The organism is Embleya hyalina (assembly GCF_003967355.1).
GTDB classification, from domain to species: Bacteria; Actinomycetota; Actinomycetes; order Streptomycetales; family Streptomycetaceae; genus Embleya; species Embleya hyalina.
Map to the genome: position 1 here is coordinate 124,434 of NZ_BIFH01000026.1, position 24,711 is coordinate 149,144.

The 24,711-nt window shown below is 72.7% G+C and carries 22 protein-coding genes; 9 read left to right on the forward strand and 13 right to left on the reverse strand.

Annotated features, from left to right (window positions below; translation table 11 throughout):
• Positions 1-22: 22 nt before the first annotated feature.
• Both EMA17_RS28295 and EMA17_RS28300 read right to left on the reverse strand, forming a co-directional pair.
• Positions 23-601, reverse strand: coding sequence for a S1 RNA-binding domain-containing protein (locus EMA17_RS28295; RefSeq protein ID WP_126639965.1), 579 nt, complete (start codon positions 599-601; stop codon positions 23-25).
• Positions 602-726: 125 nt separating this feature from the next.
• Positions 727-2,412 (reverse strand): ABC-F family ATP-binding cassette domain-containing protein, encoded by a 1,686-nt coding sequence (locus EMA17_RS28300; RefSeq protein ID WP_126639966.1) that lies wholly within the window; start codon positions 2,410-2,412, stop codon positions 727-729.
• Positions 2,413-2,737: 325 nt separating this feature from the next.
• On the opposite strand from EMA17_RS28300, the gene EMA17_RS28305 reads away from it, so the two are divergent.
• Complete coding sequence (locus EMA17_RS28305) at positions 2,738-3,949, forward strand: LLM class flavin-dependent oxidoreductase (protein ID WP_126639967.1); 1,212 nt, start codon at positions 2,738-2,740, stop codon at positions 3,947-3,949.
• On the forward strand, positions 3,946-4,779 hold the full coding sequence (locus EMA17_RS28310) for an SDR family NAD(P)-dependent oxidoreductase (RefSeq protein WP_126639968.1): 834 nt from the start codon (positions 3,946-3,948) through the stop codon (positions 4,777-4,779). The genes EMA17_RS28305 and EMA17_RS28310 overlap by 4 nt, the downstream gene beginning before the upstream one ends.
• Positions 4,780-5,418: 639 nt before the next feature.
• Here the strand turns inward: EMA17_RS28310 and EMA17_RS28315 are convergent.
• Positions 5,419-6,219 carry a histidine phosphatase family protein gene (locus EMA17_RS28315; RefSeq protein WP_126639969.1) on the reverse strand — a complete coding sequence of 267 codons (801 nt, stop codon included), beginning with the start codon at positions 6,217-6,219 and terminating at the stop codon, positions 5,419-5,421.
• A gap of 358 nt (positions 6,220-6,577) precedes the next feature.
• Here EMA17_RS28315 and EMA17_RS28325 point away from each other — a divergent pair, with 358 nt between their 5' ends.
• Together EMA17_RS28325 and EMA17_RS28330 are read left to right on the forward strand one after the other, a co-directional pair.
• On the forward strand, positions 6,578-7,453 hold the full coding sequence (locus EMA17_RS28325; RefSeq protein WP_126639971.1) for an ATP-grasp domain-containing protein: 876 nt from the start codon (positions 6,578-6,580) through the stop codon (positions 7,451-7,453).
• A gap of 113 nt (positions 7,454-7,566) precedes the next feature.
• Positions 7,567-8,388, forward strand: a complete 822-nt coding sequence (locus tag EMA17_RS28330) for a hypothetical protein (RefSeq protein ID WP_126639972.1) — start codon at positions 7,567-7,569, stop codon at positions 8,386-8,388.
• A 105-nt stretch (positions 8,389-8,493) separates the two neighbouring features.
• Here the strand turns inward: EMA17_RS28330 and EMA17_RS28335 are convergent, their stop codons facing one another.
• The 3 genes from EMA17_RS28335 to EMA17_RS28345 all read right to left on the reverse strand — a co-directional run bounded on the left by EMA17_RS28335 (position 8,494) and on the right by EMA17_RS28345 (position 10,784).
• Complete coding sequence (locus tag EMA17_RS28335; RefSeq protein WP_126639973.1) at positions 8,494-9,072, reverse strand: dihydrofolate reductase family protein; 579 nt, start codon at positions 9,070-9,072, stop codon at positions 8,494-8,496.
• Between the two features lie 106 nt (positions 9,073-9,178).
• Complete coding sequence (locus tag EMA17_RS28340) at positions 9,179-10,222, reverse strand: phosphotransferase (RefSeq protein WP_126639974.1); 1,044 nt, start codon at positions 10,220-10,222, stop codon at positions 9,179-9,181.
• 67 nt (positions 10,223-10,289) lie between these two features.
• Positions 10,290-10,784, reverse strand: a complete 495-nt coding sequence (locus tag EMA17_RS28345) for a hypothetical protein (RefSeq protein WP_126639975.1) — start codon at positions 10,782-10,784, stop codon at positions 10,290-10,292.
• A 242-nt stretch (positions 10,785-11,026) separates the two neighbouring features.
• Here EMA17_RS28345 and EMA17_RS28350 point away from each other — a divergent pair, with 242 nt between their 5' ends.
• Together EMA17_RS28350 and EMA17_RS28355 are read left to right on the forward strand one after the other, a co-directional pair.
• Positions 11,027-12,337 (forward strand): MFS transporter, encoded by a 1,311-nt coding sequence (locus tag EMA17_RS28350; RefSeq protein ID WP_126639976.1) that lies wholly within the window; start codon positions 11,027-11,029, stop codon positions 12,335-12,337.
• A gap of 209 nt (positions 12,338-12,546) precedes the next feature.
• A complete protein-coding gene (locus tag EMA17_RS28355; RefSeq protein WP_126639977.1) occupies positions 12,547-13,902 on the forward strand; it encodes an NAD(P)/FAD-dependent oxidoreductase in 1,356 nt (451 codons plus the stop codon).
• Positions 13,903-13,940: 38 nt separating this feature from the next.
• On the opposite strand, the gene EMA17_RS28360 is transcribed toward EMA17_RS28355, so the two are convergent.
• Positions 13,941-14,363: an SRPBCC family protein gene (locus EMA17_RS28360; RefSeq protein ID WP_126639978.1), complete on the reverse strand. Its 423-nt coding sequence runs from the start codon at positions 14,361-14,363 to the stop codon at positions 13,941-13,943.
• 164 nt (positions 14,364-14,527) lie between these two features.
• On the opposite strand from EMA17_RS28360, the gene EMA17_RS28365 reads away from it, so the two are divergent.
• Positions 14,528-15,664: a methyltransferase domain-containing protein gene (locus tag EMA17_RS28365; protein WP_160161590.1), complete on the forward strand. Its 1,137-nt coding sequence runs from the start codon at positions 14,528-14,530 to the stop codon at positions 15,662-15,664.
• Between the two features lie 39 nt (positions 15,665-15,703).
• Here the strand turns inward: EMA17_RS28365 and EMA17_RS28370 are convergent, their stop codons facing one another.
• Together EMA17_RS28370 and EMA17_RS28375 are read right to left on the reverse strand one after the other, a co-directional pair.
• Positions 15,704-16,402, reverse strand: coding sequence for a hypothetical protein (locus EMA17_RS28370; protein ID WP_126639980.1), 699 nt, complete (start codon positions 16,400-16,402; stop codon positions 15,704-15,706).
• 113 nt (positions 16,403-16,515) lie between these two features.
• Positions 16,516-17,283, reverse strand: coding sequence for an SDR family oxidoreductase (locus EMA17_RS28375; RefSeq protein WP_126639981.1), 768 nt, complete (start codon positions 17,281-17,283; stop codon positions 16,516-16,518).
• Between the two features lie 162 nt (positions 17,284-17,445).
• On the opposite strand from EMA17_RS28375, the gene EMA17_RS28380 reads away from it, so the two are divergent.
• Positions 17,446-18,288 carry a helix-turn-helix transcriptional regulator gene (locus EMA17_RS28380; protein WP_126639982.1) on the forward strand — a complete coding sequence of 281 codons (843 nt, stop codon included), beginning with the start codon at positions 17,446-17,448 and terminating at the stop codon, positions 18,286-18,288.
• Between the two features lie 36 nt (positions 18,289-18,324).
• Here the strand turns inward: EMA17_RS28380 and EMA17_RS28385 are convergent, their stop codons facing one another.
• Positions 18,325-19,494 carry a winged helix DNA-binding domain-containing protein gene (locus tag EMA17_RS28385; RefSeq protein WP_126639983.1) on the reverse strand — a complete coding sequence of 390 codons (1,170 nt, stop codon included), beginning with the start codon at positions 19,492-19,494 and terminating at the stop codon, positions 18,325-18,327.
• Positions 19,495-19,749: 255 nt separating this feature from the next.
• Between EMA17_RS28385 and EMA17_RS28390 the strand changes: the two genes are divergently transcribed.
• A complete protein-coding gene (locus EMA17_RS28390) occupies positions 19,750-20,193 on the forward strand; it encodes a hypothetical protein (RefSeq protein ID WP_126639984.1) in 444 nt (147 codons plus the stop codon).
• Here the strand turns inward: EMA17_RS28390 and EMA17_RS28395 are convergent.
• From EMA17_RS28395 to EMA17_RS28405, 3 genes are all read right to left on the reverse strand, one after another.
• Positions 20,130-21,485, reverse strand: a complete 1,356-nt coding sequence (locus EMA17_RS28395; RefSeq protein WP_126639985.1) for an acyltransferase — start codon at positions 21,483-21,485, stop codon at positions 20,130-20,132. The two genes, EMA17_RS28390 and EMA17_RS28395, sit on opposite strands and share 64 nt — an antisense overlap.
• Before the next feature lie 302 nt (positions 21,486-21,787).
• Entirely contained in the window at positions 21,788-22,837 is a 1,050-nt protein-coding gene (locus EMA17_RS28400; RefSeq protein WP_078974090.1) for a terpene synthase family protein, read from the reverse strand.
• The gene (locus EMA17_RS28405; RefSeq protein ID WP_126639986.1) at positions 22,834-24,528 is read right to left on the reverse strand and encodes a prenyltransferase/squalene oxidase repeat-containing protein; all 1,695 of its coding nucleotides are present in this window, start codon (positions 24,526-24,528) and stop codon (positions 22,834-22,836) included. Before EMA17_RS28405 ends, EMA17_RS28400 begins: the two co-directional genes overlap by 4 nt.
• Positions 24,529-24,711: the final 183 nt, after the last annotated feature.

Sequence of the window (24,711 nt, forward strand, 5' to 3'; positions counted from 1 at the left end):
GGGACCGCCGCGCCCACGCGCGCTACCGGGGTTGTGCATCACCTGCCGACGGCGGGCCGGGGACCGCGGGCAGCGTCAGTGCGACGCGGCGGCGGACCAGGTCCATGTCCAGGATTTCGACCCGCAACACGTCGCCTTCCCGGCGGATGGACTCCGGCGAATCGGCCGCGTGTTCCGGGAGTTCGGCGTTGTGCAGCAGGCCCTCGATGCCGTCGGCGATGCGAATGAAAGCGCCGAACGGGATCACCTTGGTGACCGTCCCCGACAGGGATTGGCCTCTGGTGTGGGTTGCCGCGAACTCTTGCCACGGATCGGGCAGGAGTGACTTCAGCGACAGGGAGACGCGTTGTCGGTCGAGGTCGACGTCCAGGATTTCGACGCTGAGTTCGTCGCCGACCGAGGCGATCTCCGAGGGGTGGGAAAAGTGTTTCCAGGTGAGTTCGGGGACGCTGATCAAGCCGTCCACTCCGCCGATGTCGACGAAGACGCCGAAGTTCACGATCGCGGAAACGAAGCCGGTCCTGATCTCGCCCCGGCGCAGACCGCGCAGCACGTGGAGCCGGGCTGCTTCACTGATTTCTTCTCGGTTGTGGCCCGTCATCTACCAGGCTCGCTGGGAATCATCACGTCGGGGACCGTACCCCGAGCAGGCACGATTCGTCCACCGTCCACCGGGGCGGGCCGCGAACTCCCTTGCCCGCCCCGGGACTTGGTTTGGGTTTCGGGTCAGGTTCGGGCGCGGTCCACGCGGCCCTCGTCCCATACCGGGCCGTCCGTTTCGCGGACGCGGCCGTCTTGGCCGAAGACCATGAAGCGGTCGAAGGAGGAGGCGAACCAGCGGTCGTGGGTGACTGCCAGGACCGTGCCGTCGAAGGCCTCCAGCGCGTCCTGGAGGGCCTCGGCGGAGACCAGGTCCAGGTTGTCCGTCGGCTCGTCGAGGAGCAGCAGGTTGGCGCCGGAGAGTTCGAGCAACAGCACCTGGAATCGGGCCTGTTGGCCGCCCGACAGGGTGTCGAACGGCTGCTCCGCGCCGTAGGCCAGCTCGTACCGGTCGAGCACCCTGGCCGCGCCCTCCCGGCCCAGGCCGCTGCGGTGTTCGTCGCCCCGGCCCAGGATGTCGACCAGGGTCTTGCCCGCGAACTCCGGATGGTCGTGCGTCTGCGCGAACCACCCGGGCCGCACCCGCGCGCCGAGCCGGGCCCGACCCGTGTGCGCGACCGGCGCGATCACCGTGTCGCCGACCGGTTCGTGCTCGGCCTCGGGATCCGTGCCGCCGGCCGCCAGCAGCCGCAGGAAGTGCGACTTGCCCGAGCCGTTCGAGCCGAGCACCGCCACCCGGTCGCCGTACCAGATCTCCGTGTCGAACGGCTTCATCAGACCGCTCAGTTCCAGCGCTTGCGCGACGACCGCCCGCTTGCCGGTGCGCGATCCGCGCAACCGCATCTTCACGTCCTGCTCGCGCGGGATGTTCTGCGGCGGGCCGATCTCCTCGAACTTGCGCAGGCGGGTCCGCGCGGCCTGCAACCGCGAGGCCAGACCGTCGTTGTACGCCGCCTTGGTCTTGTACAGCAGGACCAACGCCTTGAGCTTGGCGTGCTCTTCGTCCCACCGGCGACCCAACTCCTCGAAGCGCTCGAATCGCGCGCGCCGGGCCTCGTGGTAGGTGGCGAACGAACCCCCGTGGATCCAGACCGTGTTGCCCGCCGCGCCGAGTTCGATCGTGACGATGCGGTCGGCCGCGCGCGCGAGCAGTTCGCGGTCGTGCGACACCAGCAGGACCGACTTCTGGCTCTCCCGCAGCGACTGCTCCAGCCAGCGCTTGCCGGGTACGTCGAGGTAGTTGTCCGGCTCGTCGAGGATCAGCACCTCGTCGGGCCCGCGCAGCAGCGCCTCCAGCGCCAGCCGCTTCTGCTCGCCGCCGGACAGCGTGCGCACCTCGCGCCACTTGGCGACGTCGTAGGTCGTGCCGAGCGCCGCCTGGCAACACTGGTCCCACGCCGGCTCGATGTCGTAGCCGCCGGCGTCCCCGAACTCGGCCAGCGCGCCGGCGTAGCGCATCTGGTGCTTCTCGTCGTCGTGCTCCATCAGCGCGAGTTCGGCGTCGTCGACCGCGCGCATCGCGTCCCGGATCCGCGGTGGGGCCAGCGAGACCAGCAGGTCGCGCACGGTGGACGCGTCCCGGATCCGGCCGACGAACTGCGGCATGATGCCGAGCCCGCCCGTGCGGGCCACCGCGCCACTGTCCGGTTTCAGCTCGCCCGTGATGATCCGCAGGAGGGTGGTCTTGCCCGCGCCGTTCGCGCCGATCAGCGCCACGGTGCTGCCGTCGCCGACCCGGAAGCTCACCTCGTCCAGCAGCACACGTCCATCCGGCAAGGTGAATCCGATGGTGTTGACATCGATGTAGCCCATGGCGTGCGCGCGTCCTTCGTCCTGCGGTCGGGGTGCTGCGGTCGGGGGTGAGCGGTCGGAGTGGATCCGGGGGTGACATCCCTTACTACCGGCTCGGCGCCGGACGGGCCAATACATTTCGGGCTCCGTCACCACCATGGCGCCTCGGGGCGGCGCTCCGTACCCGATCGAGCGACCTGCCGACCGGCCGGCCGCGGCCCGACCACCCTCGGTACACCTTTCGCATAGTGCGTCTATTGCTTCGCGCATCGCGCCATGGAACGTTGACGGCCGATCGGTTTCCGGCCGGTCGCGCGGTCCCGTCCCGTCCAGTCAAGGAGTCGCAGTGGCGCAAACGGAAGCGCAGCAGATCGCCCGGCAGGTGGCCGTCGGCGAGCGCAGTCCGCTGAAGTTCGGGGTGTTCCTGGCCCCGTTCCATCAGGCGGGGCGCAATCCGACCCTGCTGCTCGAACAGGATCTGGCCCTGGTCGAACATCTGGACCGGCTCGGCTACGCCGAGGCGTGGATCGGCGAGCACCACTCGGGCGGCTGGGAGATCGTCGCCTCCCCCGAACTGTTCATCGCGAGCGCCGCGGCCCGAACCCGACACATCCGCCTCGGCACGGGCGTGGTCTCGCTGCCGTACCACCACCCGCTGCACGTCGCGGACCGCATGGTCCTGCTCGACCACCTCACCCGCGGCCGGGTCATGCTCGGCGTCGGCCCCGGCCAACTCGCCTCGGACGCGCACATGCTCGGTATCGACACGGCGCGCCAGCGGGCCATGATGGAGGAATCCCTGGAGGCGATCGTGGCCCTGCTCGCGGGCCGCGAGCCGGTGACCCGCGAGAGCGACTGGTTCACCCTGCGCGACGCCCGTCTGCAATTGCGGCCGTATACCCACCCGTCGTTCGAACTCGCCGTCGCCGCGACCTTCTCCCCCGCCGGGCCGCGCACCGCAGGCCGGTTCGGCGCGGGCATGCTCTCGATCGCCGCGAGCCAGGAGGGCGGCTTCGACGCGCTCGGTTCGCACTGGGGCATCGCGAACGAGGTGGCCGCGCGCCACGGGCGGATCATGGACCGGTCCGCGTGGCGGCTGATGGGCATGATGCACATCGCCGAGACCGAGGAGCAGGCGCGCCGCGAGGTCGCGTACGGCCTCGAAGGCATCCAGAACTACCAGGCGAAGGTGCTGCCGATCCCGCTCGACGCCGACACCCCGCTCGCCCGGCGCATCGATCGGGGCAACACGACCGGTTCGTTCATCTGCGGCACGCCGGAGATGGCGATTCGGCAGATCGAGCGGTTGTGGCAGAAGTCCGGCGGTTTCGGCACCTACCTGTTCATGGGCGCCGACTTCGCCGACCCGGCGGCGACCAGGCGGTCGTACGAGTTGATCGCGCGGGAGGTGATCCCGTACTTCACCGGCGCCGCGCACGGCCCGCTCGCGTCGCAGGACTGGCAGGTCGGCCTGTCCGAGACCTGGCGGGACCGGACGGCGCAGGCGGTCGGCGGGGCCGTGAAGGACTACGAGAACACGAAGGGGGCCTCCACGTGAGCGGGCGGACGAACGGGGCGGGACCGGCCGGCGGAGGTCGGATCGAGGGCCGCGTCGCGCTGGTGACCGGCGCCGCGGCGGGCATCGGTCGGGCCGTCGCGCGCCGGTTCGTGGCCGAGGGGGCCGTGGTGGTGGCCGGGGACGTGGACGCCGCCGGACTGGCCGCGCTCGCCGAGGAGTTGGGCCCGGAGCGGTGCCACACCAGGTTGTGCGACGTGACCGTCGAGGACGACGTGGCCGCGCTGGTACGGGCCGCGGTGGACGATTTCGGCGGCCTGGACATCGCGGTGGCCAACGCGGGCGGCGGCACCGCGGCCGAACTGGCCGACCACGACTACGCGGCCTGGCGCAGGGTAGTCGACCTGTGCCTGAACGGCGCGTTCCTGACCGTCAAACACGCCGGCCGCGCGATGCGGGCCCGCCCCGGCGGGGGCGGCTCGATCGTCACCATGGCCTCGCTCAACGCGGTCCAGCCCGGCCGGGGCATGGCCGCGTACTGCGCGGCCAAGGCCGGCGTGGTCGCGCTGACCGAGGTGGCGGCCCTGGAGTTGGGGTCGGCGGGCATCCGGGTGAACGCGGTGGCGCCGGGCCTGATCCGCACCCAGGCCACCGCCGGCATGTGGCATGTCCCGGGTGTGGTCGAGGAGTACGTGGCCAACGCCCCGCTGGGCCGCTTCGCCGAACCGGAGGAGGTGGCCGCCGTGGTCCTGTTCCTGGCCTCCGACGAGGCGGGCTTCGTCTCGGGCAGCACGTACGGGGTGGACGGCGGCGCCCGGACCCGCCGCTACCCGGACCTGATCGCGGCACTGGAGCGGCTGCCGGGGACGTGAGCCGGACGGGGTGGGCCGACGGCCGGGCGAGGGTCCGGCGAGGGCCGGACGTGCGCCGACCGGGCGCCGATCGAGGGCCGATCCGATCGGCGCGCACCCTCTCCTCCGGATCCGTGATCAAGCGGCTGATCAGGGATGAAACGGGTCCCGGGGGTTCCCGTTCCGGTTACTGACGCAGCGTCAAGTTTCTGTTCGGTAATGGCGCTATCGCCTCCGAATGGTCGTCCGCGCGATCGGTTGGCAGCCTGGTCCGGCCGGGTTCGACCTCTTCGATCCGAGGCGGTTTTCCGGCCTCGAACCCGGGCAACCAAAGGGCACCGAACGGGAGCGGGAGGGGACCTGACACCCCCGATGCGCGACGGCGCACCCCCCATCCCGTGGGTGTGAAGGGCGCCGACGGCCGGGTCCACTCCCCCGTACCCGGCCGTCGGCCGCCGGCTCTCGACGAGCCCCACGCGGCGCCGGAGTCCCGGCGATTCGGCCCGCGGCCGGTCACCGGCACCGCCCGGGAGTACGCCCCAACGCGCCGACGATGCGCGACGGCGAGCGGTGCGCCCCCCGGACCGAACGGCACCGGGACCCCCACACTCCGCGCCCGGCCCGGCCTCCCCGGGACCGGGCCGCGCCGCCCGACCGCCCTCAGTGCACGTCGATCCCCCGGAGATGGCGCATGTCGTTGTAGCGGATCCCCCGCAGCCGCCCGTCCCGGACCCGCCAGCGGGAAATGGACGCGTTGCCCACCGGGTCGGTCCGTACCAACCGGTCGACGTCGGTCTCGGTCAGCCCCTCCAGGACGTAACGCAGCATCAGGACGGTCGCGTCGTGTCCCACGATCAGCACATGCGCACCCGGCGCCTCGTGCCGGAGGTCGGTCAGCAGCGTGCGCAGCCGCAGCGCGACATCGGCCAACGATTCGCCGCCCGGCGGACGGTAGTACAGGTCGCCGACCCGCCGCCGGCGCTCGGCCTCGTCCGGGTGGAGCCGTTCGACGGCGGCGGCCGTACGCAACTCCAGCACGCCCATCTCCCGGTCGCGCAACCGCTCGTCGCGTCGGGGCGGCGGCAACAGCAGGCCCACCCGGGCGGCCTCGCGGGCGATGATCCGCATCGTCGAGCGGGCCCGACGGTACGGCGAGACCAGGACCACGTCCGGGGTCTCCCCCCTGAGCGCGAGCCGCCGCCCGACCGCGCCGGCCTGATCCTCGCCGCGTGCGCTGAGCGCGATGTCGGCATCGCGCCCGACCACCGACGGGTCGAACTCGCCGTCCCCGTCCGGCTCCTCCGCCTCCCACCCGCCCGCCGGATCCGCCGCGACGGCGGCGGACCGGGCGGCGGTGCGGGCCGCCGCCGCGGCGAAGGCGGCGTTCGCCGTGCTTTCGCCGTGACGTATGGCGACGATCTCGGCCGGCCCGAAGGGCGCGGTGTCCGATGAGCTGACCACGGTGCCCCCAAAGCCTTGTCCCTGTCATCGTTCTCACCCCCGGGGCGGCCCCGAAACGCGCCGGCCCGTCAAACGACCACGCCGCGGGGCCGACCACCGCCCACGACTCCCACGTCCCATCCGCCCCAGCCGTCGGGGCCGGAACACTCCGCAGCGGCCCGCCTCCGGGCAACTGCCCCAGTACGCACCCGTGTTCGACCTCACCCGGCCCCCGACGCCGGCGCCCGGCCACGCCCACCCCCGGGCTCGGCCCCGGCCCCGGCCCCGGCCCCGCGAGCACACACCCGGTCGGGTCATCCCACGAGACACCACCCGACTTATGTGATCATCAATCCGGGTGTCCGGATAATCTGACGCCATGATCGAACCCCGCGTCGCCCTCGTCACCTGCGCCGAGCTGCCCGATCTCGACCCGGACGACCGTCTGCTCATCGCCCCGCTGGCCGCGCACGGCATCCGCGCCGAGAGCGCCGTGTGGAGCGACCCGACGGTGGACTGGGACGCGTACGACCTCGTGGTGCTGCGCTCGGTGTGGGACTACCCGCTGCACCGGAAAGAGTTCGTCGAGTGGGCCGCGACCGTACCGCGCCTGGCCAACCCGGCGGCGATCGTGACCTGGAACACCGACAAGACCTACCTGCGCGACCTCACCCGGGCCGGCCTGCCGGTGATCGAGACGATGTGGCTGGAGCCCGACTCGACCGTGACGCTGCCCACCTCCGGGGTGCGCGTGGTCAAGCCGGCGATAAGCGCCGGGTCGCGCGACACCGAGCGGTACGACCTGGCCTCCCCCGAGGAACGCGCGCTCGCCGCCGGACACGCCACCGCCCTGCTCGCGGACGGCCGCACCGTCATGGTCCAGCCGTACCTGGAGGCCGTCGACACCGCCGGGGAGACCGCGCTCGTCTACTTCGACGGCGTCTTCAGCCACGCCGTCCGCAAGGGCCCGATCCTCGACGGCACCGGCGCGTTGACCGACGGCCTGTACCGGGCCGAGACGATCGAACCGCGCGAGCCCTCCGCCGCCGAACTCGCCGTCGGAGCCCGGGTCCTGACCGAGATCCCGATCTCCCCGCTGCTCTACGCGCGCGTCGACCTGATCCCCGCCGCGGACGGCACGCCCACCCTGCTGGAACTGGAGCTGACCGAGCCGTCGCTGTTCCTGTCCCACGCCGAGGGCGCCGCCGACCGCCTGGCCGCCGCGATCGTGGCCGCGCTGCACACATACGCGTAGCCACCCCGGCCGCCCTGCCCGCGGTCGGCACACCTCGGGCCCGACCGCACACCCGCGCCGTCCCCGGCCTGTCGCAACCGGTACGCCCGCGTCGCGCGAGGGACGATGGGGCCATGAAGCGTGACATTTCCCTTGAATGGGACAGCGACCCGGGCGCCGACCTCCGGGCCGCGACCGAGGTATACGCCGCCGTCGGCCTCCCGGCACCGACGACACCCGCCGACGCCACCGCCCCCGCCGACCCCGGCGACCGCATCGGCACCGTCCGCGCCCGCCGCGACGGGCGACTGCTCGGCTGGGTGAGCCTGTACGGCAACGGCGAGGCGGGCGTCACCGCCCAGGGCGAGCGCGCCGACCGGCTCGCCCGTCGGCTGGTGCACGGCTCCTACGGCGCGGATCCCGGCGCCACCGCCGAGGAGCGGGCCGCGTTCGTGTCGATGTACCGCCGAGCCGCCCAGCGGGCCCGCGCCGGCGGCGCGTCGATGCTGCACTGGAGCGGTACCGACACCGGCCCGGAAGGCGACGCCGCCCGCGCCACCGGAGCCCGCGCCACCGGCGAGATCGCCCGGATCTGGACCGTGGACCCGCGCGGCTGGTGGGCCCCGGGCGGCCTGCCCGCGATCCGCGCCCGTACCCTCCCGCCGCCACTCGTCGGGCTGATCGGCGAGGGCGCCGAACTCACCGTCGACGTCGCCGACGACCTGGCGTACCTCAACGCCGGCGAGGCGATCACCGCCCCCGGCGTCGCCCCCGACATCCTCGGCGCCCTGGTGGCCGCGCTGGTGGACCTGCTGCGCCGGGAGCGGCCCGACGTCCGCGAGTTGGCCGTGTTCGAATTCGACGGCGACACCGAGGGCGCCGTCCGCCTGGCCCTGCCCCTCGCCGGCCTGCGCATCGCACACCGCGTGGTGGACTTCGAACTACCGCTCACCTAGCGACCCGACGTCCGACGTCCCGACCACCCGGCGACCACCGGGACGCGGGATCGGCCGGGGTGGACCACCCGGCGATCGAACCGCGCCCCGCCGACGCCCTCGCCGTCACGTGCGACCGTACGTCGCCACCGACGTCCCCCCGGCGAGGACCGTCCCACCCGTGCGGGTGAACGCGTGCGCCCCGAACACGCCCGACATCATGGGAATTCCGCTGCCGATCAGGACCGGGTAGGTCTTGATCACCAACTCGTCGATCTCGTCGATCAGACTGCCGGCCAGGCGCCCCCCACCGGCCAGCCAGATGCCCTTGCCGGTCGGTTCGGCCTTCAACTCGCGCACCTTGGCGACCGGGTCGCCGGCGATCAGGGTCACCGCGGGGTCGAGGGTCTCGGTGATCGTCTCGGTGACCACATAGGTCCGGAGATGGGCGTACGGGTCGGGAAAGCCCTGTCGAATACCGGGCTCATAGGTGCCCCGACCCATCACGACCGTGTCGAAGTGCCGGAACTCCGCGTCCGGAGCGACCCCCACGTGCGGGGCGAGGTGCGTCGGCAACGTCTCCGGATACTCGGCGACCAGGTGTGCCACCACGTCCTCCCCGACCGGGAAGAAGTCGTAGCCGCCGTCCTTGTCGGCGATGAAGCCGTCGATGGTGGTGGCGATGAAGTAGGTGAGCTTTCGCATGCGGTCTCTTTCCGTGGTGCGTTCCGAGCCGGACGACGGCCCGGCAAGATGACTACAGTTATAGTACTTCAACTGTAGTGGTGCAAGCCTTGAACCGGAGGCTTCCTCACCAGGGGCGCGAGTCCGGACCCGGCAGCGGGCGCAGTCCCGGCCAGGACGTCAGCAGGCGTCCGCGCAACTCCCTTGCCAACAGCCCCAGTTCGCGCAACGGCTCGGTCGCGGTGTCGGCCACCACGCCGAGCCGGTGCACCAGCCGCTCGCGGGCCGAGATGTAACCCCACTCGAAGTCCTGCACCGGCACCCGGTCCAGGTGGTCCACGCTGTCCCGGTGCGCCCGCTCGACCAGCGCGTCGCCCCGGATCAGCCAGCCCGCGCAGGCGTCGGCGACGGACGCCTCCGGGTCGAGGTCGCGGCCGGTGTGCGCCCGCCAGGTCGCCGCGTAGACCGCCTCCACCTCGGCCGACCGCGGTCCGGGCAGCGACATCGCGCACCAGCAGGTGGGGAACCCGATCCGCAGATAGGCCAATTCGACCAGCCCGTCGCCCAGCGCGGCCTGCTCGAAGTCGACGAACCGCACCCCGTCGACCGTCCGCAGGTCGTTGCCCGGACACGGATCGCCGTGCAACAGCGCGTACCGGCCGACCGGGTCGAGCCGGGTCAGCAGGGCGGCCAACTCGGCGGGCACACCCGGCGGGATCGGTACGTCCAGCGCCGCGGCCAACCGCAGGAACGACTCGGCGTCGGCGGCGGTCGGCGCGCGCCAGGCCGGCAGCGCGTCCGCGTCCGCCGGCCCGGTGAGCGCGTGCAGCCGGGCCAGCGCCTCGGCGTAGCCGGGCAGCCAGTCGTCGGTGGGCCCGAGGTCGTCCAGATACTCCAACACCATCACGCACGCGTCGGGATCGGTGGCCAGCACCCGGGGCCCGACCGGCCCCCGCGCGGCCAGCCGCAACCCGGCCACCTCGCGGGCGAAGCGCACCGACGCGCCGTCCCGGTTGTCGCCTCCGTCGGTGATCCACTTGACGATCGCCCGCTCGCCGCCGAACTCCACCCGCCACACCCGCGAACGCGGGCTGCTGTCCAACAACTTCACCCGCTTCGGCGCACCCAGGCTCGTCCGCAATTCGTCACCGATCGGCACCCTGAATCTCATGACGCACACACCTACCCAGGCGACGCCCCGCCGCACGCGACCGACCCGACGGCCGCCGGGCCGGCCCCTACGGGTAGTCGAAGAACCGGATCCACCAGGTCGGCGCGTCCTCGACCGTGTAGTGGTCGGCGAGCCTGCTCGCCCCGTCGTACGTGGTCCGCAGCAGGTCCTCCGGCACAACGGTGTAGCCGAGGTCGTCCAGCGCGGCGGCGACCCGTTCCGTCTCCTCCGGCGCCACGTACGCGGGTGCCGCGCCGACGGGGTGGTCGTCCGGCGCGTCGACCCCGATCACCGCCAGGTCGCCGAAGTTGCTCACCACCAGGGTGATCCGCCCGGTCCCGGACAGCGCCGTCGCGGGCACCACGATCGCCCCGTGCCGACTCGCCGCCCCCGCCTCGCCCTCGACCGGGCACCGACAGGCGAAGTCCGCGTCCAGGCGCGCCACGAGCCGGTCGAACCGCTCGCGCGCGGCGTCGGGGTCGTAGTCCGCCGGGGCGGTCAGGTGGTCCGGGTCGTCCAGGGCGCGCAACAGCGCCCAGGCGTGCTCGTCGTCCAGTGTCATGCTCAGCCGATCCGTTCCGATGCGCGGCGCCCGCCCGTACCCGACTCCCGAACCGCGCACACCCGGGCCCGCCCGACGGCCGCCCATACCCACCCGGGGCCGCCGGTGCGATGATCTTCCTCCGCAGCGGTATACACCCGCCCGAACCGGTTCGCGAGCGCCCCGCCCGGGGCGGGCCGGTCTCGTGCGGCACGCTGTGGGTCCGCACCTCGTCCGATCCCCGAACCGGTGGTGAATCCGGCATGACCGCTCTTGACCCGGCCATACCCGAGTCGGCTCGCCCCGAGTCGGCCGCCCCCGTGTCCGCCGACCCCGAGCCGGTCGACCGCTCGGACCTGCAACGGCGCACCGTTCGGACCCTGATCGCCGCGCAGGTCGTCGGCGGTGTGGGCATGGGTTCGGCGCTGACCGTCGGCGGGCTGCTCGCCGAGGACCTGTCCGGGTCCAAGAGCTGGTCCGGCGTGGCCACCACCGCGATCACCCTGGGCGCGGCGTTGTTCGCGCTGCCGATGTCGCGCGCCGCGACCCGATACGGACGTCGCGTCGCGCTCACCGCCGGCTGGGCGGTCGCGGCGATCGCGGCCGGCGGGGTGATCCTGGCGGCGGTGCTGGGGTGGTTCCCGCTGCTGATCGCCGCGCTGCTCGTGTTCGGCGCGGGGACCGCGGCCAACCTCCAGTCGCGCTACGCGGCGACCGACCTCGCCGACGACGCCGGCCGGGCCCGGGCGCTGTCGGTCGTGGTCTGGTCGACCACCGTCGGCGCGGTCCTGGGTCCCAACCTGAACGAGCCGGGCGCGGTGGTCGGCCGCGCCCTGGACCTGCCCGAGTTGGCCGGTCCGTTCCTGTTCTCGATCGTCTCGTTCGCCGGCGCCGGGATCATCCTGTGGGTGGCGCTGCGCCCGGACCCGCTGCTCGTCGCGCGCGCCGATCTGGGCGACCGGGTGCCGCCCCGGGCCGGTCTGCGCGGGGCGTTCGCGGTGATCCGCCGGGCGCCGCGCGCGCTGCTCGGCCTGGCGACAGTGGCGTTCGGGCACGTGGTGATGGTGTCGGTGATGGCGATGACACCCGTACACATGAAGGACCACGGCACCGCGTTGACCCTGGTCGGGCTCACGATCAGTCTGCACATCGCGGGGATGTACGCGTTGTCCCCCGTGGTCGGCTGGACGGCCGACCGGTTCGGCCGGATCCCGGTGATCCTGGGCGGCCAGTTCGTGCTGCTGCTCGCGGTGTTCACGGCCGGTACCTCGGGCCACTCCACGTGGCGCACCATGGTCGGGCTGATCCTGCTCGGCCTCGGCTGGTCGTGCTGTCTGGTCGCGGGCTCGGCGCTGCTCGCCGAGTCGGTGCCGGCGGGTGAGCGGCCGGGCGTGCAGGGTGTGTCGGACCTGCTGATGAACCTGGCCGGCGCGGCGGGCGGCGCGGTCTCCGGATCGGTCCTGGGCATGGCCGGCTACGGCGGTCTGAACCTGGTGGCGGGCCTGCTCACCGCCCCGGTCCTGTGCGTGGCGGCCGGCTTCGCGCTCGGTCGCGGTCGCCGCCGCACCGCCTGAGCCCCCGTCCGCCTGAGCCCCCGGCCGCCCGAGCCGACCGCCGGCCGCCGCCGCCCGTCGGCGCTCTCCCGCGCCCCCGCCGCCCGCCGCCGTCGCGCCCCCCGGATGGCCCGTCCCGCTCGTGGCCTCCCCCATTCGGCCATATGTTTGGACAAAATGTGCCAAATGGTCGCGGGTTTCCTGCCCGGGCCTTCCCGGAAGGGGCAGCCATGGTGCAGCGGGTGGTCGTCGTCGGAGCGGGCTTCGCGGGGTTCGAGACGGTGCGCAGGTTGGAGCGATCCCTCGGCCCCCGCGAGGCCGAGATCGTGCTGGTCAGCCCGATGGACTACATGGTGTACCGCCCGCTGCTCCCGCAGGTCGCGGCCGGGGTGTTGTCCTCGCGCACCACGGCGGTGCCGCTGCACCGGATGTTCGAGCGCACGCACGTGCTCCCCGGCGGCGTGATCGGCGTGGACCTGGCCGCGAAGGTCTGCGTGGTGCGCAAGATCTCCGGCGACATCGGCAACGAGCACTACGACAAGCTGGTCCTGGCCCCGGGCAGCGTCACCCGCACCTTCGACATCCCCGGCCTGACCACCTACGGCCACGGGATGAAGAACCTGGCCGAGGCGGTGTATCTGCGCGACCACGTGATCGCCCAGCTGGAGATCGCCAACTCCAGCACCGACCCGGCCGAGCGCGCCTCGCGCTGCCAGTTCGTCGTGGTCGGCGGCGGCTACGCGGGCGTGGAGACCGCCGCGTGCCTGGAGATGCTGACCACCAAGTCGCTGCGGCACTTCCCGCGCCTGGACCCCGCGCAGGTGCGCTGGATGATCGTCGACATCGCGCCGCGCCTGCTGCCCGAACTCGGCGAGAACCTGGGCAAGGCCACCCTGCAGATGCTGGCCAAGCGCGGCGTGGACGTGCGGCTCGGGGTCAGCGTGCAGGAGATCACCGAGGACTCGGTCACCCTGACCACGGGCGAGAAGTTGCCGTGCCGCACGCTGGTCTGGACGGCGGGCGTCACCGCGAGCCCGCTGGTCGGCACGCTGGGCACCGAGTTGGTGCGGGGCCGGCTGGCGGTCGCCGCCGATCTGGCCGTACCCGGGCATCCGGACGTGTTCGCGCTCGGCGACGCCGCGGCCGTACCGGACCTGGCCAAGGGCGACGGCGCGATCTGCCCGCCCACCGCGCAGTACGCGCACCGCCAGGCCAAGATCGCCGCCGCCAACGTGGTCGCCACGCTGCGCGGCCAACCGCTGAGCCCGTTCCGGCACAAGGACCTGGGCCTGGTCGTCGACCTCGGCGGCACCCAGGCGGTGGCCCGCCCGCTCGGCCACGAGATGCGCGGCCTGCCCGCCCAGGCGATCACGCGCGGCTACCACCTGCTGACGGTGCCGTCGATCCGAGCCCGCACCCGGGTGTTGTCCAACTGGATCCAGCACGCCTTCGCGGGCGACGACCTGGTCCGCCTCGGCTTCATGTCGGATCAGGACGGCCGGATGGGCAACCTGGAGAAGACCGACGCGTACCTGTCCGGCGACGAGATCACCGCCCGCACCGGCTCCCGCGCCGCGCACCCGTAAGCGGGGCCGCGGCGCCCGGTGCCCGCCGCGCGCACCGATCAGGCGTCGCGTTCGGCACGCTCCTTCAGGCCCGCCGCCTCCATCCGCAGATAGCGCCGGGTGAGGTTGCCCGCGACCAGGCCGACCAGCGGGGTGAGCAGGCCGCTCTGGCGCAGGATCAGCTCCACCGTGACGCCACCGTCGTCGACCCGGATGCGGTGCTCGGCGAGGGAGGTCACCCCGCCGCCGCGCGACGTCCAGGTGAACGATCGCCCCGGTTCGCATTCGGTGACCGTCCATCGGGTGGCGGGCAGCCGGGGCTGCTTGACCAGGACCCGGCTCCCGACGCCGAACGGCTCCCGGTCCGATCGGCGCACCTCGCTCATGGACGCGGTCCAGGTGGGCCAGCGCTCGACGTCCGTCAGGATCTCCCAGACCCGCTCGGCCGTCGCCTCGATGCGGATGCTCTCGTGGTAGGTCACCGTTCCCCCATTCCGCCGGCGAACGCGCCGGTCACCGTCGGCCCATGGTCCACACGAGGGGGTGGTGGGACAAGAGGGAGGCGTGTCGATTCGGGGGGCGCGCGCCGCGCGGGCCGGGCGCCGTGCGGGGTGCCGAGGGGCGTCGAGGTGGGTACACGGGGGCCATGAACGACGAGCGCACGGCGGCCCGGCTGCGGAACGCGCTGGTGGAGCGATTGCGGCTGGGCGGGAGCATACGCACCGAGGCGGTCGCGAGCGCGATGTCCGAGGTGCCGCGCGAGGTGTTCGTGCCCGGTGGCACCTCGCCGGCACGTGCGTACGAGGACCGGGTGGTGGTGTTGTCCATCGACGCGCGCGGGTTGCCGGACAGTACGGTCAGCCAGCCGGCGATGATCGCGCTGATGCTCGAACAGCTGGCCGTGCGGCCCGGGATGCGGGTGCTGGAGATCGGCACGGGCAGCGGCTACAACGCGGCGCTGCTCGCCCATCTGGTCGGCGCGGCGGGCGAGGTGGTCAGCGTCGAGGTGTCCGCCGAGTTGGCGGGCGCGGCGGCGCGGCGGTTGGCCGGGCTCGGCACGCGTGTGGACGTGCGGACCGGGGACGGCTGGGCCGGCGTCGCGGACCGGGCGCCGTTCGACCGGATCGAGGCCACGGTGGGTGTGCCGGACCTGCCGCCGGAGTGGGTGGAGCAGTTGGCCCCGGGCGGGTTGCTGGTCGCGCCGATGTGGTTGCGGCCCGGGTTGGAGTTGGCGGTCGCCTGGGAGCGGACCGAGGGCGCGGCGCTGACCAGCGTGTCGGTCGCGCGCTGCGGGTTCCTCCAGTTGCGCGGGCCGCACGCCGGTCCGGGACGTACCCACGCGCTGACCGGCGATCTCGCGGTGATCGGCGAGGATCTGCCGCCGGCCGCGTTGGACGTGTTGCGCGACCTGATCGATCACGGCGCGGTGGACGCGGGTCCGGTGCTCGGCCCGGTGGACTCGCGGCTGACCGGGTTCGCGCTGGCCGAGCCGCGCTCGGTGTTGTTCCTGGGGCATCCGGGCGACGGGACGACATGGGGGTTGTTCGACCCGGAGCGGCCCGCGCTGGCGGTGTTGATGCGTGATCGCATCCTGGTGTACGGCGATCGGGACGCGGCGGTCGAGCTGTACTACGGGGTGGCGGGCGCACCGGTGGTGGACGCCGAGCGGCTGCGGCTCGAGGCGGTTTCGGCGGGTACCGCCTTCCCGCCCGCACCGCGCCCGGACGGGCGTTCGTGGACGGTGGAGCGGGAGCGGTACCACTACCGGCTGACCGAGATGTAGGGCCCGCGCGCCGGGCGGCCCGGAGGCGGTGGGTTCCGGCTACTGCTGCGGGAGCGCGCGAACGACCTGGCCGAAGCGGGCGGATCCGGTCAGGCTCGCGTGTTCGGGGCCCTTCCACTCGACCTCCAGCTCTTCCAGGATGCCCTCGTGCCACCAGAACATCCCGGTGGACAGGGGCTGTTGGTCCCGGGTCAGGCCCTGTGCGGTCTTCAGTACGAATCCGGCCATGCCCACCGTGCGCTGCGAGTTGAGCGGCAGCGCGAGCAGGCCGTTGTCCATCGGCGCGCACACCAGGGCGCCGGCGCGCAGCGGGTCGCCGATCGCCTCGCCGAGGCGGAACAGTTGCGCCGAGCCGGGCCAGCTCTGGCCGAGCAGCGAGTGCAGCGTGGTTCCGGGGGAGATCTCCATCGGCGTGCCGCCGAAGCCCTCCATCCGCAGGTTGGTCGCGGCCTGGAGCCACACGTCCTCGACGGCCATCCCCCAGTGCTGCACCATCGGCGTCTCGATCGTGACCGCGGTGCCGTCCGGTCCCTTCACGCACGCCACGGCGACGATCTCGCCGCGCACGCCCAGCGGCCACACCATGGCCTGCGCACCGAGGTGCGGGCCGGGTCGGCCGATCATCAGTCGCAGATCCTGCCTGATCCGCTCCGGCGGGGCACTCATCAGGACACCGCGCACATCCTGTCCCCAGGCGGTGTTCTGCTGGTTGCGCGACTGGCGACGAAACAACGCCACGAAAAACTCCTAGCAAGGGGGTGCCGACCGGCCCTGACAAGTCATAGTCAACACCCGCCCCTCGACGCAACATCACCGCGTACGCCCGCCGGCCGTCGACCGCGGGTGGAAGGTCAGGCCTGGTGGGTGGGGAGGACGACCATGTGGCGCAGGTTGACGTGGCGGGGGCGGGTCGTGGTGTAGACGATCAGGTCGGCCACGTCGGTCGGGGACAGGGCGCCGATCGTGTCGAACATGGCGCCGAGTTGGCCGGCCTCGCCCAGGGCCGCGTTGTCGATGTGCGAGCCGAGTTCGGTGTCGGTCAGGCCGGGCTCGATGTTGGTGACCCGAACGTCGCGCGGGCCCAGTTCGCTGCGCAGGGACGCCGACAGGTGGGTGAGCGCGGCCTTGGTCGCGCCGTAGACGGCGTAGTTCGGGAAGGTCACGTGCGCGCCGATCGAGGAGACGTCGACCAGATCCGCGGTGCCGCCGTCGGCCGCCGCCGCGACCAGGTCGGCGGTGAACGCCCGGATGATCCGCAGCGCGCCGGTGACGTTGGTGTCGATCATCCGGGTCCACTCGTCGATCCGGCCGTCGTCGACGGGGTTGGGCAACATCACCCCGGCCGCGTTGACGACCAGGTCGACGCGGCCCAGTTCGGCCCGGATCCGGGCCGCGCCGGCGTCCACCGAGTCCTGGTCGGTGACGTCGACCGCGACGGCGAGCGCCGTACCGCCGCCGGCCTCGATCTCGGCGGCGAGGTCCTTCAGCCGGTCCGCACGGCGGGCGAGCAGGGCGACCCGCGCGCCGTTCGCGGCGAGCCGCCGGGCGGTCTCGGCGCCGATGCCGCTGGCGGCCCCGGTGACGACGGCGGTGCGACCGGTGAGTGCGGTGTGGTCCATGGGGGTGTCTCCCGGGTTGATCCGTACTGCGTGACCTGCTGACTCGAACCACTGTGCCGCCGGCCCGCGCGGACACCCAGTGCACACGTTTACCTGGGTCCGGCCGTACCACCTTCGCGCCCGGTCGCCGCGTCGGCCGAGGGCCGGCAGTAGGGTCCGATCATGAACGCCACGTCCGCCGAAACGTCCTTCGAGCAACTGGGCGGGTTTCTGCGCGCCTGCCGCGCCCGGGTCGGACCCGAGGAGGTCGGCCTGCCCGTGTTCGGCCGCAAGCGCCGGGTGGCGGGGTTGCGGCGCGAGGAGGTGGCGCAACTCGCCGGCGTGAGTGTGGACTACTACGTGCGCCTGGAGCAGGGCCGCGGACAACATGTCTCGGACGCCGTGCTGGACGCGATCGGGCGGGCGCTGCGGCTGGATCCGACCGAGTACGCGCACATGTGGGATCTGGCCCGGCCGACCCGGGTGAGTGTGCGCCGGCCGGCGCCCTCGACCGCGCGGCCGGGCGTACAGACGCTTCTGGACCGGATCGACGCGCCGGCGTTCGTGCTGGGCCGCTGCATGGACGTGCTCGCGTGGAACGCGCTCGCCGACGCGCTGATGGGGTTGGGCGCGATGGCGCCGCACGCGCGCAACATGGCCCGGCACGCGTTCCTGGCCCCCGACGCGCACACCTTCTACCCCGAGTGGGAGCAGGTCGCCGCCGACACCGTCGGGTATCTGCGCCTGGACGCCGCGCGCCACCCCGGGGACCCCCGAATGGCCGCTCTCGTTGAGGAGTTGTCCGCCGGCAATCCGCGCTTCCGCCCGCTGTGGGACGCCCACCAGGTGGCCGAGAAAACGCACGGCACCAAGCGCCTGCGTCCCGCCGGCGGCGACCCCGTGGACATCACCTACGAGACGTTGTCCCTGCCCGGGGACCCGGATCTGCTGCTCGTGGTCTACACCACCGGCCCGCGCGCCGAGCCGGTCCGCGCGGGGGCGGACGCGGCGGTCGGCCGAATCTGACCGCCTGCCCCGCCTGCCCCGCCCGCCCCGCGCGAGCTACGCGCTCAGTTCGCGGTCCAGGGGGACGCGGAATCTCGGGGTGATGTGGGTACCCTCCAACCACGAGGTGTGTCGGGCCACTTCGGCCTCGATCGCCTTGGTCGCCTCGGGGTCGAGGTCGACCAGGGCGCGCCAGGCGAGGTCGCCGTCGGGGCGGGTGGACCAGCCCCCGACCACGCGGCCGTTCCACCAGACGGTCGGGCCGATGTTGCCCATGCGGTCGAACAGGTGCTCGCGCAGGGCGGGGGTGATGTACCAGTCGCGGGCCTTCCAGCCCATGGGGGTGGCGTCGAGTGCGGGCAGCAGGGCCGCCCACGGCTCCGGGGTCGGCTCGGGCTCCTCGTCGCCGGGCAGCACCCAGCCGACCGTGCCGTCGTCCAGCCCCACCTCGACGGCCCGGACGGCGGCCAGGGCGTGCCGCACGTCGGCCGTCGTCCAGCCCGTCCACCACTTGAGGTCGTCGGCCGTGCCGGGCCCGAACGCGGCCAGCCAGCCGCGCGCCAACTCGGCCTTCGCCTCGGTTTTGCCAATCTCGGGCAGCGGCGGCATGGTCGTGTAGCGGAAGCGGCTGGAGAGCCACGATCCCTGCGGCTCGGCCCGCACGATCCGGCCCTCGCACGAGAGGGTGAACAACAACCGCGTGGACACCCCCTGGTTCGCCTCGTACGGCTTGCCCACCGCGACCCGGATCTGGGTGCGCAACAGCGGTACGCGCGCGCCCAGTTCGATCGCGGTGGCCTCGCCCGCCTCGGTGAGCGCGGCCACCGTGTCCGCCTCGACCCGCTCCAGCCAGGCCTCGTCGTAGCCGCCGGACGCCAGGAATTGCAGCAGCACCCGGCGCTGCGTGACCGCGACCGCGTCGGTGCTGGAGCGCTGGACCACGTGTACGAGTTCGCGCGGGACCACGTAGACGGTGCGCCGCATGCCGGGCATCCGCACCAGGCTGCGGTCGGTGTACAACGCCCGCCGGACCTCGGCGACGGACGGTTCGGCCAGGCGGGCGCACGTGGACACGTATACCGTCGCCGGGTCGGTGGCGTGCAGCAGGAGCACGGACCGGGCCGCGTCCTCCGCGTGCGCGGCGCGCGCGCCGGCCGCCAGTCGGTGCCGAGTGCCCAAACGCGCTCGTCGCTGGTCGTCGGTGATCCGTGGCAACGCAGAGGTCATGCGCCGACCATAGGGGTCCGGTGTGACATGTGGCCGGGAATCGTACGGCGCGGCGATTCCGGATCGCCTTACCGTGACGGGGTCGGGACACGAAAGAATCAAGCGTCGAGTTTTTCCGGTATCACCGCACGTCCGTGAGAAGGAGTCACCATGCCGTCTGCGGGGTCGTCCCGATTCGATTGGCGTCGCCTGAGGCCCGCCCGTCGGGCGCCGAACTCGGGAGGTCCGCCCCCACCGAAATCCGGGAACGGTCTGGTGATCGGGGCGGTGATCGTCGGGGTGATCGTGATCCTGGTGTGGTGGGTGCTCTCCGGCGACGACAACAAGAACGACAAGAAGAAGAACGCGTCGAGCACCGTGTCGCCCGGCGCGTCCGGGTCGGCCGACCCGTCGGCGAGGGCGAGCGGGACGGCCGTGCCCTCGCCCACCTCGACGGTGAAGATGGCGGTGATCGCGCGCCAGGCGATCGGCCTGGAAATACGGGAGAAGCCGGGCAAGGGCAAGACCGTCACCGAGGTGAGCGCGGGCACCCAACTGACCGCGACCTGCCGGGCCAAGGGCGGTGTCACCGTCTACGGCTGGCGCGGTGGCAAGAGCGACCAGTGGGTGCTGGTGACCACGAGCCAGGGCGTGGGTTACGCGCCCGAGGCGTGGTTGGAGACCACGGGGTCGGTGAAGGACCTGCTGCCCATGTGCTGAGCGTCGGGGCGCCGGTGTGGGCCGGCCGGTGTCGATCGCCGTATGGTCACCGACGCCGCCCGGCCGCCGCGCGCACGCTCGCGGCCGATCACCCAGGGAGCGACCGGGGTTCGCGCGACCAGCCAGGCGAACCCGGCCGACCCGCCGGCGACCACGGCCACGAGCACGATGGTGTCCACCGCCGGCGACCACGGCAACGCGGCGACGAATCCGCTCAGTTCCAGCAGCCGCAGGATCATCGGGTGCACGAGGTAGACCCCGAAGGCCAGTCGCGCCCCGAGCGCGGCGGCCCGACGACCGGGCACGGGTCGGCGGGCCCGTTCCCAGCGGGTGGCCAGGGCGTACAGCGCGATCACCGCGACCGGGCCCCACAGCAGGCTCACCGGCTGGGTGGCCATCGACGCGGTCGCGGTGTCCCGGCCCCCGGCGACGGTGTGCCGGTACCAGAGCCAGGTCAGCGCGAGCATGCCGAGCGTGCCGGCCCAGACGGTCCGGGTGTGCCCGACGATCCACGCGTGGAAGGCGTCCAGGTGTACCGCCGCCAGCGCGCCGGACAGGACGAAGAACCCGTAGGTCGGCAGCAGCATCCCGCCGTGCGTGCGGTACCACTCCAGCGGGCCGCTCAGCGGTGTGGGGTGGAACAGCACCGTCAGTGCGCCGAGTTGCACCGCGGCGGTGACCACGAGCAGCGGCAGATGCCGCCCGGCGGTGGCCCGGACCAGTTTGAGGAGGAGCGGGAACAGCACCGCGATCTGGAGCGAGACGAGCAGGAAGTACAGGTGGTACCAGGACCCGCCCCAGACGATCCCGCCGCGCAGGTCGCCCAGCGCGCCGGGCAGGTCGCCGCGGATCCTCGCGTGGTCGCCCAGTGCCCAGTAGGCGGTGGACCACAGCAGATACGGCGCGCCGAGCAGCTTGAACCGCCTGCCGAGGAAGGCGCCCACGCGCAGCGGCCGGTGGTACGCGCTGTGGAAGAGCACGAAGGTGCTGACGAAGAAGAACACCGCGCGGGTGGCGTGCAGGACCAGTTGGGTGAAGGCGGGGCCCTCGCCGGGGAACGGGTAGGTCACCCCGATGACGTGCACCACGATCACGCACAGGAAGGCGATGTCGCGGATCAGGTCGACCCGGTGCAGGTGGGGTCGGCGGCCGGTCGCGGGGGGATCGGTCCGGGCCGTCGGGCCGGCCGGCTCGGCCGGCGGGCGCGCGGCGCTCGGGGTCGAGCGGCCGGGGGCGCTCGCCGGGCGGGTGGGTCGGGTGCGCTTGTCGAAGGTGCCGAAGGAGACTGCCATCACCGCACGCCTGCCCCGACCGCGCCGTTCCGCTCACCGCCCGCCCGATGTTTTCCCCGGGGCCCGACCGGCGGTCGCGCCCTCCCCACCGGGTGCGAGCCGGATCGAACCGCAGGACGCGGGGTGCCACAACGCGGAAAGTCCATGTAGGCAGCATGGACGTGCTTCATGAGTGAATGATTAAAGCCGTCCGAGGGTGGCCTTGACGTTACGTCAGGTTCGGGCAAAGCCCGCCGGCGCGCCACGAGGACCGATCCGGGGCGCGCCGGGTGTACTCGGCGATGCGTTCGGGCGGTCTCCGGTCAGCCGCCCGGAGTCGGATCCGGGACGAACACGGCCCGGTCCCGGTGGAAGGTCATGGTGCCGGCGGTGGAGCCGTCCCAGCCCAGGCCGCCGGGTTCGTAACGCTTGCTGACGGTGGCCCACCACAGGTTGGACGTCATCACGTGGCCGACCTCGTCGAGATAGGCGCGCATCCCCGGCTCCCCGCCGTGCGGGCCGGCCATGATCCGGTCGCGCAGGTCGAGGAACTTGCGTTCGGTGGCGTCGATCAGGCCGCAGATCTTGTTCATCGCCCCTTCGAGGTCGAGCCCTTCGGCCTCGCCGAGGTAGTAGACCAGGTTCACCCGGTCGTCCATGACCAGTTCCTTGCGGTAGGAGACCAGGTCGTTGATCAGCGTGTAGCCGTCGATCGCGGTGTCGTGGATGGCCACCATGTCGGCGGTCCGGAACGCCTCCTGGGACAGCGCCACGCCGGGCACGCCCTCCTCGGCGAACCCGAACAACCAGCGCACCCCCAGGCTGTGCCGGCGGTCGTCCATGTACGTGTCGTAGTCGGATATCCCGGCGTCGCGCCAGTTCTCCAACTCGGTGGTGAACCCGTGTGCGAAGTCCTCCATGTAGGAGACGAATCGGATCCAGCGCGCGGGCGGCATACGCTCGCGCAACCAGGAGAAGTCCTCGCGCAGCGGGGTCGAGCCGTCCCCCCAGCCGAGCAGGTCGGCCATGAAGCGGCCGAAGACGTTGCGGGTGGCGAACGAACTGCCGCCCAGGCCCGCCTTGTCCACGAGACTGTTCTCGATGCCGATCAGGTAGTTCATCACCTTGGCCGTGGTCAGCGCGAGTTCGTAGTCGGCGTGCGGAACGGACAACGACACCAGCAGCGTTCCGTCCACGTTCTTGTCGATCCGGGCGGCGTCGCCCGCGTAGGCGAAGCCGAGGTGGCGGTGGGCCCACCAGCGGGACTCGCGCATCAGCCGGTCCGTTTCCGGATGGAACGTCATCGGCAACAGGTTCGCGAGCTTCGGCAGGTGGAAGCTGATCGGGAGGTCGACGACGGTCGGTGTGCTCACGCCGGGCTCCTTTCGCCGGTCTGCGTCGGGGTGTTCCTGCCCCCACCGCGCGATCCGGTGGAACCGGGCGCGGGGGCACGCAGGGCTGAGGGGTACGCCGACTGCGCGCCGGGGCCCCGCGGGGCGCTCGGGCGGCGCCTCCGGGCGGCCAGCCGACTGCCCAGGTGGCCGAGGGCGAGCAGGGTGAAGTGGTCGGCCAGGCTGGGGATCACGTACAGGAACGGCCGGGTGCCCAGCATGTCCGACACCGAGTCGATCCCGCCGTCGGCGCGTTGTGTGCTCAGCAGGTGTTCGAGGCCGCGCGCCACGGGGCGGGGGTCGGCCTGGCGGCACAGCGCGATCAGCGCGTACGCGGTGCTGATCGCGTCGCTGGGGTCGCCGGGTTGTTGGCCCCAGCCGCCGTCGGGGTTCTGCCCCTCGCGCACCGCGGTGAGCGCCCGCTTGACGGTGGCCCGGTAGGCGTCGGGGCCGCACGCGTCGGTGGCGAGCAGGGCGCGGAAGATCGCGTGGTAGCGGCTGCGGCTCCAGTCCGGGTCGAAGGTGCCGTCGACGTGCTGCGCGAAGGCCAGGAACCGGCGTGCGGCGGTGATGCGTTGCACGTGCCGGGGCGCGCGCACGCTCAGCGCGTTGACCGCGGCCGCGGTCATGCACGCCTCCGAGGGCGCGCCCGCGATGTACGTGGGGAAACCGCCGTCGGAACCCTGGTAGGACCACAGCGCGCGCAGGCCGCCGTCGATCGCGCGCCGGTAGCGCAGCGGGTCGGTGGCGTGCAGGAACTCGATCGCCACCGAGGTGTCGTCGACGTCGGCGAGCGCCGCGGCGTCGGTGTACGACCAGCCCCCGTCCACCCGTTGGCGCGCCGCGAGGTGGTCGCCGATCCGGCGGCGGACCTCCATCGGGGCGCCCGACGCGTCCAGCGCGACACCCGCGGTGACCGCGCACCAGGTGTCCGTGTCGGTCACGAACGGCACCCCGCCGTCCACCCGTTGATGGGCCAGCGCCTTGGCCACGCCGTTGACCAGCACTCCGTCCAGGTGCGGTCGACCGACCAGCGCGTGCAGCACCAGGAGGTGCACGAGCAGATTGCCCTCCCAGACTCCCGACACCTGCTGGGTGTCCACCAGCAGACGCACCTCGCACGCGTCGATCTGGTCGGCGTGACCGGTCAGATCGGCCGACGCGACCTTGAGCGCGATGGTCTGCACGTGCGCCCACGGGTGCAGGTTCCCGATGTCGAACGCGCTCGGGTCGAACGGACGCCGGAGCGCGCGCCGGGGCGGGCCGAGCAGGGCCAGCACCGTTTCGAGCAGGACCCGCTTGCGCGCGTTCAGGAACGCCGGCGCCCGCTCCAGGAACCGGTCGAGCAGGGCGTCCGTGCCGTGTTCGGCGAAGTCGTCGGGGTGGCGCAAAGCGATCGTCGTGAGCAGCCGATCGAGCGGTTCGGCGCCGTCGAGGCGGTCGGCGAGGAACCGGGCGACCCGGCGGTGGTGATCGGATTCGATCCCGGTGCGCTCCAGCAGGCGCAGCAGCAGCGCCGATTCGAGCACGCGGCTGCGGCACGGGCTGCGCACCGCCCCGTCGGGCTGCACCGAATCCGCGACCCTGCGACGCAGGCGCGCGGTGGCCACGGGGAACTCCGGCACGAACATGTCCGCAGGCCACCCGGGCATCCGGGTCTCTCGCACGCGCATCGGTCAGCGCCTCCCCCATACGTCCTGTCGCAAGCTGTGCCGTTGTGTCGGTAGGGCGCCGAGCGGGGGTTGGGGTGACGCGATCGGGGTACTCGGCGCGGAATGCACGCCCCGGCGGATGAGCGCTCCCCGTCGCCCGGTCCGGGTGTGTTCCCATCACGAAATCACCCGAAGGTGTGAATG